At 34.2% G+C, this 11730-nt stretch carries 11 protein-coding genes and 1 tRNA gene; 10 read left to right on the top strand and 2 right to left on the bottom strand.

Features of this window, described 5'->3' with window-relative positions; genetic code table 11:
• The first annotated feature begins 207 nt into the window (after positions 1-207).
• The 6 genes from thiE (at position 208) to BM088_RS09545 (ending at position 6552) form a co-directional block, all read left to right on the top strand.
• Positions 208-1737, top strand: coding sequence for a thiamine phosphate synthase (thiE, locus tag BM088_RS09570; protein WP_091983170.1), 1530 nt, complete (start codon positions 208-210; stop codon positions 1735-1737).
• Positions 1730-2482, top strand: coding sequence for a HesA/MoeB/ThiF family protein (locus tag BM088_RS09565; RefSeq protein WP_281247156.1), 753 nt, complete (start codon positions 1730-1732; stop codon positions 2480-2482). Before thiE ends, BM088_RS09565 begins: the two co-directional genes overlap by 8 nt.
• A gap of 136 nt (positions 2483-2618) precedes the next feature.
• Positions 2619-4760 (top strand): TonB-dependent receptor, encoded by a 2142-nt coding sequence (locus tag BM088_RS09560; protein ID WP_091983168.1) that lies wholly within the window; start codon positions 2619-2621, stop codon positions 4758-4760.
• Between the two features lie 78 nt (positions 4761-4838).
• Positions 4839-5090, top strand: a complete 252-nt coding sequence (locus BM088_RS09555) for a hypothetical protein (RefSeq protein ID WP_091983166.1) — start codon at positions 4839-4841, stop codon at positions 5088-5090.
• The gene (pnuC, locus tag BM088_RS09550) at positions 5087-5761 is read left to right on the top strand and encodes a nicotinamide riboside transporter PnuC (protein ID WP_245763787.1); all 675 of its coding nucleotides are present in this window, start codon (positions 5087-5089) and stop codon (positions 5759-5761) included. Before BM088_RS09555 ends, pnuC begins: the two co-directional genes overlap by 4 nt.
• On the top strand, positions 5761-6552 hold the full coding sequence (locus BM088_RS09545) for a phosphotransferase (RefSeq protein WP_091983164.1): 792 nt from the start codon (positions 5761-5763) through the stop codon (positions 6550-6552). The genes pnuC and BM088_RS09545 overlap by 1 nt, the downstream gene beginning before the upstream one ends.
• Positions 6553-6572: 20 nt before the next feature.
• On the opposite strand, the gene BM088_RS09540 is transcribed toward BM088_RS09545, so the two are convergent.
• On the bottom strand, positions 6573-6755 hold the full coding sequence (locus tag BM088_RS09540; RefSeq protein WP_091983162.1) for a MerR family transcriptional regulator: 183 nt from the start codon (positions 6753-6755) through the stop codon (positions 6573-6575).
• A 251-nt stretch (positions 6756-7006) separates the two neighbouring features.
• On the opposite strand from BM088_RS09540, the gene BM088_RS09535 reads away from it, so the two are divergent.
• From BM088_RS09535 to BM088_RS09520, 4 genes are all read left to right on the top strand, one after another.
• Positions 7007-7083: transfer RNA gene (locus BM088_RS09535), tRNA-Arg, on the top strand.
• 73 nt (positions 7084-7156) lie between these two features.
• Positions 7157-7354 (top strand): DUF1289 domain-containing protein, encoded by a 198-nt coding sequence (locus BM088_RS09530; RefSeq protein ID WP_091983160.1) that lies wholly within the window; start codon positions 7157-7159, stop codon positions 7352-7354.
• Positions 7326-9281, top strand: coding sequence for an ATP-binding protein (locus tag BM088_RS09525; protein WP_091983159.1), 1956 nt, complete (start codon positions 7326-7328; stop codon positions 9279-9281). Before BM088_RS09530 ends, BM088_RS09525 begins: the two co-directional genes overlap by 29 nt.
• Before the next feature lie 178 nt (positions 9282-9459).
• Positions 9460-10581 carry a response regulator gene (locus BM088_RS09520; protein WP_091983157.1) on the top strand — a complete coding sequence of 374 codons (1122 nt, stop codon included), beginning with the start codon at positions 9460-9462 and terminating at the stop codon, positions 10579-10581.
• Between the two features lie 5 nt (positions 10582-10586).
• Here the strand turns inward: BM088_RS09520 and queG are convergent, their stop codons facing one another.
• Entirely contained in the window at positions 10587-11729 is a 1143-nt protein-coding gene (queG, locus tag BM088_RS09515) for a tRNA epoxyqueuosine(34) reductase QueG (RefSeq protein ID WP_091983155.1), read from the bottom strand.
• Position 11730: the final 1 nt, after the last annotated feature.

Here is an 11730-nt window from a genome sequence, read left to right as displayed (position 1 = left end):
ATTTATCTATCTAAGCCAATATTATCCATATCATTTTGGCATGAATAGGTTTAAAGCTAGATGAAGAGTAGGTTTAAATCATAAATATATGGAAGTAGTTCGGTCGTAGGTAAAAATTTATTGTAGTGATAAGTATTTATCTATCTAAGTCAGTATTATCGATATTATTTTGGCATGAGCAGGTTTAACTAAATTTAAGAGGTTTTAATGAATAAAGTGGTTTGGACTATTGCTGGTTCTGATTCTGGCGGTGGCGCAGGAATACAAGCTGATGTGAAAGCAATGCAGAGCTTTGGTATTCATACTTGTACGGTTGTAACTGCTTTAACTGCGCAAAATAGCATGGGTGTAGAAGCTATTAATCCAGTTGGGGTTGAAATTATTGCTTCTCAACTAAAAGCTCTAGAGCAAGACATGCCAGCTAGCGTGATAAAAATAGGCATGTTGGCAAATGAAGAACAAATAAAGTTTATAGCACAAAGAATTCAAGAATATAAAACGACCTGGGCTTGTAAGCCTATTATTATTTACGATCCCGTTGTTGTTGCATCCAGTGGAGAGAATTTAACTGAAGATGATGTTATTCCTGCACTTAAAGAGCATTTATTGCCTTTAATTGATGTTTTAACACCTAATACAAAAGAAACACAAAGCTTAACTGGTGTTTATTTGATTGGTCCCAGTGCCGTTAGGGATGCTGCGACTACATTTTTTAAAATAGGTATTAAATCAGTTGTGATTAAAGGTGGTCACTGGGATTATCCTCAAGGTTATTGTATTGATTTTTGTCAATCGAGTGCTGACTTAGGAACTGAATACTGGTTGGGAAATAAAACCTTGCCTGTGCCACATAGTCATGGAACAGGTTGTAGTTTTGCCTCTGTAATAGCGGCATGTTTAGCGCATGAATATCCATTAAAAGATGCCTTCATTTTAGCAAAAGCCTATATTAATCAAGGTTTAAAAGCTGCAAAACGTTTTGGTCAAGGTATAGGGCCTGTTGCGCATTGTGGATTTCCTGAAAATAAAGACGATTTTCCACAAGTAATAGAGCCTGATAGCTTTTTAGGATTAGAGTTAGACTTAGACCCTGTTTCAGCACACCCACCTGCAATGGAATTTGCTAAGTGTGATAGTTTAAAATTAGGTTTGTATCCTGTTGTTGATACAGTTTCTTGGCTTGAAACCTGTTTAGTAAATGGTATTAAAACGATTCAATTGCGTATTAAAGATTATTTGGCTCCAGATTTAGAAACTAAAATAGAACAAGCTGTTGCTTTAGGTCATAAATATCAAGCAAATGTATATATTAATGATCACTGGCAGTTAGCCATAAAACATAAAGCTTATGGCGTACATTTAGGGCAGGAAGATTTGTATTTAGCTGATTTAGCTGCCATAAAAATGTCTGGGTTACGTTTGGGTTTATCTACTCATGGTTTTTATGAAATGTTGCGAGCTGATAATTACAAACCAAGCTATTTAGCATTTGGCGCTATTTATTCTACAACAACTAAAGATATGACAGGTCAAATTCAAGGATTAGAAAAATTAAAACACTTCGTACCTTTAATGAAGTCTTATCCTACGGTCGCAATAGGCGGTATTGATTTGTCCAGAGCTAAAGAAGTTGCTCACACTGGAGTGGGTAGTATTGCTGTTGTGCGTGCGATTACAGAATCTGAAGATCCGGCTTTGGCAATTGAAAAACTACAAACGGAAATCAGCTGTGAGTAATACATCGCTAAGTGAAAAAGAGCAACTTCGCTATAGCCGTCAACTTATGCTTAAAGAGGTTGGTTTTGATGGGCAGAAAAAGTTAAAAAAAGCGAAGGTGCTCATTATTGGTGTCGGTGGTTTAGGTTGTCCAGCTGCTTTATATTTAGCGGCGTCTGGTATAGGGGAATTAACTTTAGTTGATGCCGATAAAGTCGAGCTAACTAACTTACAAAGACAAATTTTATATAAAATAAATTATTTAGGGCAAGCTAAAACGCTTGCAGCAAAAAAAAGTTTAGCCAGTTTGAATAATGAAATTAAAATTAATACAGTGAATGAAAAGCTTACTGAAATTAATGCGAGTGCTCTAATTACAAATGCAGATATTGTGCTTGATTGCTCTGATAATTTTACTACACGTTATTTAGTTAACCGGTATTGTGTTCGTTATCAAAAAATTTTAATTTCAGCGGCTGCAATCGCAACAAAAGGTCAGTTGATGGTTTTTGATAACCGCCAAGAAGGAGAAGGATGCTATCAATGCATATTTGAACCATCTACTCATCAAGAGTCGCTTAATTGTGAGACTTCTGGTGTTTATGGACCACTACTAGGCGTTATGGGCTCTATGCAAGCAATTCAAACTTTGAATTATATATTGGGTCATATGCATTTAAATCAATTTATTAGTTTTGACGCCCTGACTTTTGAACAACAAAAGATATCATTTTCAGCAAATCCTGATTGTTGTATTTGTCAATAAAGCTGCATTGCAGTTTTAAGAATCAATAACTGTCAGCAATTGACGGTTTATATGCATTTTTACTTTTGTAATCACAGGCTTTGACATAAAATAGTCGTCAAAGTGCATCGCATCATATAATGGAATTAAGTTCATCATGAAGTTCAAATTTAAAACATCTACATCAATACTTGCTTTGGCTATTTCACAAGCAACATTAACACCTGTGTTTGCGACAGAAAATGAAGCTGAGATTGAACGCGTTTTAGTTACTGGTGATTTTAAAGAAGAAAGTATTCAAACCTTAAGTGCAAGTGCGTCGGTCTTTTCTAAACAAGATATTGATTTGCGCGGTGCAACGGCATTAGATGAGATTTTAAATGCAACAGCAAATGTAAACTTTACTGCGGGTGCATCCCGCGGACGTTTTATGCAAATTAGAGGAGTCGGTCTACGGTCTCAGTTTGTTGATCCAATTAATCCATCTGTAGGTGTCGTCATTGATGGTATTAATTATTCAGGTTTAGGTGGTGCTGCATTATTATTTGATACTGAACAAGTTGAAATTTATCGTGGCCCACAAGGCACGCGTTTTGGTGCAGATGCGCTTGCGGGCATGATACACATAGAAACAGCAAATCCATTAAAAGAAACAAATGTAAATCTTAAATTAGGTGCTGGAAATTATAATGCTAAAGAGGCCGGTATCGCATTTGGCACTGGTATTTCAGATGATACTGCATTTAAGGTAAGTACTTACCAGGCTCAGTCTGATGGATTTGTAGAAAATGCTTATTTAGAGCGTGATGATACTCAAGGTCGAGATGAAAAGGTAAGTCGCTTTAAACTTGATAGCCAATTAACTGAATCGCTTAATACAAAACTAACTTTACATTATATTGATATTAATAATGGTTACGATGGTTTTACTTTAGATAACAGCCGAATGAGTGTTGCAGATGAACCAGGGCAAGATAATCAAGAGAGTCTAGCTATTGGCTTGGCAAATACCTTTACGGGATTTGACTTTGCAGACGTTATTTTTAATGTTTCAGGTATTAGTTCTGAATTATTATATCGCTATGATGAGGATTGGGTTTGTAATGACCCCAGGAAACCTAAATTATGCTCTGCTGGATTGCACGCTTCAGGTTATAGCACTAAAGATTCTTATGATAGAGAACGCGAAGACCGCAGTGCTGAATTAATAATGTCAGGTAAAGAAGGTGATTGGGTTTCAGGCATTTACTATCAAAGTAGAGACGTTGATCTAACTAGAGATTTCTTTAATTGGGGTTTATATGATTATGATACATTTAAATCGATTTATGATACGCAAAACGTGGCGTTATTTGCTCAGATTGAAACAAAAATAAATGAAAAAACAACTCTAATTACAGGTCTTAGGGTCGAGCAAAACGATGGTGATTATAATGATAATAACGCTATTGTTAAGACAACTTCAGATACCATGCTTGGTGGTAAAATAGCAGTCGAATATCAAGTGATCCCAAGAACCATGATTTATACAAGTTTGTCCCGTGGTTATAAGGCTGGTGGCATAAACGGTGAAGCGCTAGCAAAAGCAAAGGATGACGGTTTAAGTAATGACCATGAGTTTTACACAAAGCATACGAGCTTTGAACCTGAATATTTATATAATGCTGAATTTGGTGTTAAGGGGTCATCTGCCGATAATAAATTAATATTACGCCTCGCTGCTTTTTATATGTATCGCGATAATATTCAGTTAAAAGATTGGAATATTCAAGCAACAGATAATGGGCAGGAGCAGTTTACTGGTTTTTATGCAAATGGTAGCAGCGGTTCTAACTATGGTCTAGAGGTTGAAAGTTCTTATCAGTTAACAGATAACTTGAGTCTAAATGCAAGCTTTGGTTATTTAGAGTCAAAAATTAATGACTATGTTACAAAAAAAGGATTAGACCAGGATGGGCGAGAGCAGGCTCAATCACCAAAATATCAATATGCTGTGAATGTAAAGTTTGATGCGACAGATAATATTTATGTGAGCTTAGGGGTTGAGGGGAAAGATGATTACTACTTCTCTGATGGGCATAATTCTAAGTCAGAAAGTACGAACTTAGTCAATGCAAAAATAGCCTATACTCAAAATGATTGGGAACTAAGTGCTTGGGCGCGTAACTTATTTGATGAAGATTATGCTGTACGAGGTTTTGAATTTGGTAATGATCCACACGATGACTATAGCACAAATACTTATGTGCAATATGGTGAACCTATGGTAGCAGGCGTAAGTTTTAATTATAACTTTTAATTTTTACTAAATGATACTCAAGCAAATACTAATAATAGGTCTATTTATATAGACCTAAAATTTATTCAAGGATCATAAATGAAACTGTCTGTAGAAATTAGTAAATATCCGCTCAATCAAGATTATATACCTTTCATTAAGGATTTTATCGATAGATTAAATGCCCATGAAAACTTAAGAGTTATCACCAATACTATGTCGACTCAGGTATTTGGCGATTATGACTTAGTGATGGCTGTATTGAATCAAGAAATCAAAAAATCATATGAACAATTTGGTAAAGCGATATTTGTTTGTAAATTTATAAATGGCGACCTTGCTCCAGAATGAATGATTTAAATTGGGTTCAAGTTATTGCAAAAACCTTGTCAGGGTTTACTGCTATGTCTCACTGGGAGTTTATAGCGGTTGGTTTATCTATGGCCTATATATTTTTGGCTATAAAAGAAAATCTATGGTGCTGGCCTGCAGCATTTTTGAGTACCTTCATTTATACAGTGCTGTTTTTTAATGGTGCACTATTAATGGAGTCGTTACTCAACTTTTATTACATGTTTATGGCTGTTTATGGCTGGTATGCTTGGCATAAACATACTCGAAAACAAGGCTCAGACATAAAAGTTGAAATGGCCATAAGGTCTTGGCGGGTGCAGCGACATTTTAAAATTATATTAATAACAACTCTTATATCAATTATTATTGGTTATATTATGTCTAATTATACCTATGCTGATTTTGCTTACTTAGATAGCTTCACAACATGTTTTGCCGTGGTAACGACGTATTTGGTTACTCAAAAAGTACTTGAAAATTGGCTTTATTGGATTGTAATAGATGGTGCCTCTATTTATTTATATGTTGAAAAAGGTTATTACCCTACAGTTGTTTTGTTTGTTTGTTATACAGTAATGGCTGCATGGGGGTTTAGTACTTGGTATCAGGAATATGAGAAAAACAAAATTGATGAACGCGATAATCAAGATATGAAAAATGCTATCTAATGGCAAATGAAATAAGTTTATTTAATCACTTTAGACCGCAAGAAAAAATACTGAAATCTATATTTTTGTCCAATGGGCTCAGTAATATGAATTATCACATTATTACTGATAAGCAGCATTACCTATTAAAGTGTTATCGTAATAGGTTACCTTTAGAACAATTAAATGCTCAAAATGAATTAGCAAAAATAGGCATTGCACCAAAAGTATATGGATTTAACCCCATGACTAATGCAGCTTTGTTTGATTACATAGCCGGTGAAACAGCATCACATATCAGTATTAGTTCGATTGTTGTACCTTTAGTTCAACTTCATCAATTTCCTTCTGATTCAGCTTGTTTGAATTTAAGTACTCATTTTTTACTTTATCAAGACTTAGCAGAATATAAAGTATTTGAACAAAAAATTAATCGGGTTCTAGCTTTAATAGAGGCGTTACCTAAAAATTTGGGTTTTTGTCATAATGATCTGGTTATGGCTAATATTATAAATAATACAAATGGCTTTATCATGATTGATTTTGAGTATGCCCAAAACAATGATATTTTCTTTGATTTAGCGGCAGTTTCATCAAGTTATCAACTAAATAAAAAACAAAAGTTGAGATTGCTTAAATTATATTTTGAATATAGTGGTTTATCTATGACAAAAGAGTCGGCATTTAAAAAGTTATCTTTATTTAGCTTTATTTATAATGTTTTATGTTACTTCTGGTATATAGGTGAGGGATACAAAGAGGCAGCCAAACTTGCTTTATCACAATTACATAATTGTAATTTTAACAAGTAAGGCTATTTACTAAAACGCGGTTATAAGCCACCAATGCGCTCAGCTAGCTCTTTATATTTTTGCACATCACCATCATCAAAAAGTGCATTACCGGAACCATCATTTTCTTTAGCGATTAATAAATGCTCTCGCTCTAAACGTTTTACACGCTCTTCTTTAACACCCAAAAAATCGGCAACTTGCTCAATCGTCATTAATGCCATTTATCTCTCCTAGTTTATTCATTTTTCAAATTGAAATTTATTATATTTTAAGTAAAGACTACTAAAGGCTAAAAGTATAGTGGAATTATTAAGCAAATAGAATCAATAAGCTGGCATTTAACTTTATATACATTTATTATACGCTCAGAGCCGATATCTCAGTATAAAAATAGCACAAATGTAGTATCAGGCTTGGCTTTTTTGAAATTTAACTAAATTGGTTTATATCTAATAACCATATAATACATTGTGCACCCTTAGCTCAGCTGGATAGAGCGTCGCCCTCCGGAGGCGAAGGTCGCAGGTTCGACTCCTGCAGGGTGCGCCACTTCAAATATTTCATCATCTTCCCTTTTTATATATCAGTTATACTTACTAAATATATTCTTCTTGGTTTTGTTATGTCTAAAGCAAATCCATGTATTCGAAATTGTTGTTTATCAGATGATGATATTTGCATGGGGTGCTTTAGGCACTTAGATGAAATATTGTCATGGAATAACATGAATGATGAACAAAAACAAACTACTCTAGTAAGATGTAAGCAAAGAAAAGAGCAACATTTACACTATGTTAAAGCGAATTTTAATCGTCGATAATAGCAGTGTTTTAGCAATGCGCGTTAAAGTATTGCTGGAGTTAGTTGGCTGTGAAACTTTGTTAAGTCACTTTTCTGAAATTGAAGATGAGCTAAATATTGACTTAACAAAAGAGCATTTTGATATGATAGTGATAGTGCATGGCATTCCACTTGAGTTAGTCAAGCAGCTTAAAAGCCATTTCAAGGCCATTCCTTTCTTGTTGGTTGCACCTCACTCCCAGGAAGCTGAAATATCATCTTCATTTGTTGAATTACATAAATTGCTTCCTCTAGCGCCAATGATTTATCCCTTTTTTGATAATAAAGAAATTATTGGCATTTTAGACGAAGAGCTTAGAACAAAAGGGGCTGAATCAGAAATACTGTTGCCTAAAGTATTATTGGTAGATAACGATACTGATCGACTTTGTAAATTAGAGCATAGTCTGAAAGGTGCACATCTGGATGTGGTAACTGCAATTTGTTTAGAAGGTGCAATTGCCCATGCGAAAAAAAATAAGATTGATTTGTTAATATCTGATTTTAATATGCCTTATTGCACTGGCATTGATATTTTCAGGCAACTCAAGCTAATTAACCCCGAAAGTCGTTGCTTATTAATTACTTCAAAACCACATCAAAGAGCATTAATAGAGGCAATTAGACTTGGTGTTGAAGATGTTTTAGAAAAGCCATTAAATGAAAATGTATTGCTGCAAGCATTACATAAGTTGTGGCAAACAGAGTTATTAAAGCGTAATAACTCTGAGTTAGTTGAAAGACTACAGGATACTGTTGATGCTTTAATTGAAAAAGACAGTTTATTAAGAGTTATTTATAAAAACACACCTGATGGCATTGTTTTATTTGAGCAGTCTGGAAATATCCTAGAGGCAAATGATTCATGTGCTTATTTATTTTCAACTTCTAATAAAGACTTAATTGGTAATTCTATTTATTCACTTATTGATGACGACTCTGCTGAAGAAGTTAAAGCTGCGATCTTTCAGGCGGGGAGTAATAAACAGTTTAGCTGTGAGCTCCAAGTATTATTAAAAGACGGATTAAAAATTCCTCTTGCAGGATCTTTTGCTGAAATAGACTTTCATGGAAAAATTGCTTTTGCAGCAATATTAAAAAATGTGTCGCATTTAAAGCATAAAGAAGAGTTATTAACAGAAGCTAAAGATTTGCTTGAAAAAAAGGTTAAAGATCGCACTTTTGAATTAGAACAAGCTAAAGATCAAGCTGAGCAAGCAAATTTAAGTAAGTCTGAATTTTTAGCCAATATGTCTCATGAATTAAGAACTCCAATGCATTCTATTTTAAGTTTTTCCAGATTCGGATTGGAAAAGTTAGATTTAGTTCCTATACCTTTAGACAAAATGAAAAAGTATTTATCAAGAATTGAAAGTAGTGGTAATAGATTATTGTCTTTATTGAATAACTTATTAGATCTATCTAAGCTTGATGTTGGTAAATTTCCATTTAATCCTCAAGTACATAACATTATACCGATTATAAAAACGAGTATTGAAGATATATCTGGTTTATCACTAGAAAGAAATATTCACGTTATTCTAGAATCAAACCTGTCTCAAGTGAAAATCAATTGCGATAGCGATCAAATTTCTCAAATTTTAAAAAACTTAATTGGTAATGCTATTAAATTTAGTCCCAATGATAGTGAAATTCAGATTAATGTATTAGAACAGGATGAGTGCATTGAAATTAGGGTTAAAGATCAAGGGGTAGGTATACCTGAAGATGAACTTGAGCATATTTTTAGTAAATTTGCACAAAGTAGTAAAACAAATAAAGGAGCTGGTGGTACAGGTTTAGGGCTTGCTATTTGTAGTGAATTTGTCGCCTGCCACCGAGGCACAATTACAGCAAAAAATAATATAACAGGAGGTGCATCTGTTTTAGTGATGTTGCCTAAATAAGAGCTGCTTTTAACTGTGATCTGCGCTTTTTATGAGGAATAAATTTTTTACTTTAAAAAACAGCAGGCCTTAGAATTACAAGAAAAAATTTAAAAACTGGAGAAAATAAATAAGCTTAACTATGCTTATTTTAGCTTTATATAATATACCTAATAAAGACTGTTTTTAGGGAGTAATAATGGTCGCTAATAAAATTTTAGCCGTGGATGACGAGCCTTATAATTTAGAGATTATTGAAGAAATTCTCGAAGAAAATTATCAATTACGCAGCGTAAATAGTGGTTTAGAGTGTTTGAAAGTTGCTGAAGAGTTTCAGCCAAGCGTTATTTTACTTGATGTAAGCATGCCTAATATGGATGGCTATGAGGTCTGCCGACAACTTAAAGAAAATCCATCAACAGCAGAAATAACAGTCATGTTTGTATCTGCTCGGGGTACTGTAGAGGAAAGAATTGCAGGATATGATGTTGGTGGGGAAGATTATATTGTTAAACCCTTTGGTAATAACGAATTACAAACAAAACTTGCCAGTTTATTTAAAGTTATAGAGAACCGTAAATCATTAGAGCAGCAGGTTGAAGATGCAACTTCAGCGGCTTTTAATGCAATGTCGCTTTCTAGTGAAATGGGCACTATTGTTCAATTTATTGAAAATATAGGAACAATAGATGATCCTGATGAATTAGCCAAAGCTTTAATACAATGTATGAAAAGTTTTGGTTTAAAAACGTGTAGTGCTTTTTTAGTTGAAAACGAAGTCTCTCATTTTAGTTCCGAGGGGATTTGTTCTCCTATGGTTATTGAGTTATTTGAGCTATTGAAAAATAAAGGGCGTTTATATGAGTTTAGTCCTAGGATCTTAGTTAATTACCCTACAATTAGTTTATTAATTTTGAATATGCCATTGGATGACCCTGAGAAGCTTGGTCGGATCCGAGATCATATTTGTTTTATTGTGAGTGTTACAGAACAACAATTAAAAGCAATTTTAACCGCTAGAACATTACAGTATCAAAAGATGCAGCTAAAACGGGCATTTTCTTTAGTTAGGTCTCGATTTGAAGAGCTTGTTTGTGTTCTTAATTTAAGTCATGAAATGAATGAAGCGATCTTCAGAGAGTTACAAGAAGAATTTGAAAGTAGAATTCCTTATATGGGTTTAGATGAAGATCAGGAACTTTATATATTCCATAAAGTGGATGATACGATTCAAAAATCGGTGGCACGTGAAGACCTATTAACAGATGTTAAAAGTGCATTTTTTGAAATTGAAGATGACTTATCACATATATTAGAGTAAATAACTTAAGCGTCTCTAGGTAAGCCTTTTTCAATCGCCTTAATTAGTCTTTGTGTTTTTTTGTTGGTAAGTTTCTTTTTTTGTTGCTGCTCAAGTGCCCATAAAATATGAACTTCAACTAATTCACTTACACCAGCTAAGCGTTGTTGTAAAACATCGATTATAGCTTGGCTCCAAGCTGCATTCCCTAATGCGACAGATATATTACGTAACCAACGTTCATGCCCTATACGTCTTATAGGGCTGCCTTCTGTATTTTTTAAAAATGTAGCTTCGTCCCATAAAAATAGCTCAATGAGATTTTTATCTTTTAATTGTGTTCTTGGGTGAAAATCTTTTTCATCTGTAATTTGTCCATATCGGTTCCATGGACAGATTAATTGGCAATCATCACAGCCATATATACGGTTTCCTAATAAAGGTCGAAATTCTTCAGGGATTGCACCTTTTAGTTCTATTGTTAAATAAGAGATACATCGCTTAGCATCAACGACATAAGGCTCTACAATGGCATTTGTAGGACATAACTTAATACAGGCAACACAGCTACCACATTGTTCTTCCACTGGCTTATCTACAGGTAGAGGAATATCTACAAATAACTCACCTAAGAAAAACCAAGATCCTGCTTCTTTATTAATAATTAAGCTATGTTTACCTGTCCAACCAAGTCCTGCTTTATCTGCAAGTTGGCGTTCTAATACAGGAGCTGAGTCTACAAAAGGTCGAAAAGATAGCTTCTCTTGATAGTCTATATCTAGTTCTTGTTCTATTTTTTGCCCTAACTTTTTTAATTTGTTGCGCATCATCTTATGATAATCACGGCCTAAAGCATAACGACTGATATAAGCTTTTTGATTGCTTTTTAAGTTTTTTGCAAAACTTGCATCTGGAGGTAAATAGTTCATTCTGACGCTGATGACTCGTTTTGTTCCCGGAACCAGCTCGTCTGGGCGTGCTCGCATCATGCCATGGGTTGCCATATATTCCATTTCACCATGATAGTTATTATCTAACCAACGTTGAAATTGTGCTTCATGTTGGCTTAAGTCAATGTCAGCAATACCTACTTGGGCAAACCCAAGCTCTAAGCCCCATTGCTTAATTTTGTCAGAAAGTAAAGAATAGTCAGTAATACGAGATTTCATG

The organism is Pseudoalteromonas denitrificans DSM 6059 (assembly GCF_900112265.1).
Classification (GTDB): Bacteria; Pseudomonadota; Gammaproteobacteria; order Enterobacterales; family Alteromonadaceae; genus Pseudoalteromonas; species Pseudoalteromonas denitrificans.
This window is presented reverse-complemented; position numbering and strand designations above follow the sequence as displayed.

What these genes read in the sequence shown, in the direction of transcription:
- thiE (WP_091983170.1), top strand. Translation starts at nt 208, where the DNA reads ATGAATAAAGTGGTTTGGACTATTGCTGGTTCTGATTCTGGCGGTGGC.
- BM088_RS09560 (WP_091983168.1), top strand. Translation starts at nt 2,619, where the DNA reads ATGAAGTTCAAATTTAAAACATCTACATCAATACTTGCTTTGGCTATT.
- BM088_RS09555 (WP_091983166.1), top strand. Translation starts at nt 4,839, where the DNA reads ATGAAACTGTCTGTAGAAATTAGTAAATATCCGCTCAATCAAGATTAT.
- pnuC (WP_245763787.1), top strand. Translation starts at nt 5,087, where the DNA reads ATGAATGATTTAAATTGGGTTCAAGTTATTGCAAAAACCTTGTCAGGG.
- BM088_RS09545 (WP_091983164.1), top strand. Translation starts at nt 5,761, where the DNA reads ATGGCAAATGAAATAAGTTTATTTAATCACTTTAGACCGCAAGAAAAA.
- BM088_RS09540 (WP_091983162.1), bottom strand. Translation starts at nt 6,755, where the DNA reads ATGGCATTAATGACGATTGAGCAAGTTGCCGATTTTTTGGGTGTTAAA.
- BM088_RS09530 (WP_091983160.1), top strand. Translation starts at nt 7,157, where the DNA reads ATGTCTAAAGCAAATCCATGTATTCGAAATTGTTGTTTATCAGATGAT.
- BM088_RS09525 (WP_091983159.1), top strand. Translation starts at nt 7,326, where the DNA reads ATGTTAAAGCGAATTTTAATCGTCGATAATAGCAGTGTTTTAGCAATG.
- BM088_RS09520 (WP_091983157.1), top strand. Translation starts at nt 9,460, where the DNA reads ATGGTCGCTAATAAAATTTTAGCCGTGGATGACGAGCCTTATAATTTA.
- queG (WP_091983155.1), bottom strand. Translation starts at nt 11,729, where the DNA reads ATGAAATCTCGTATTACTGACTATTCTTTACTTTCTGACAAAATTAAG.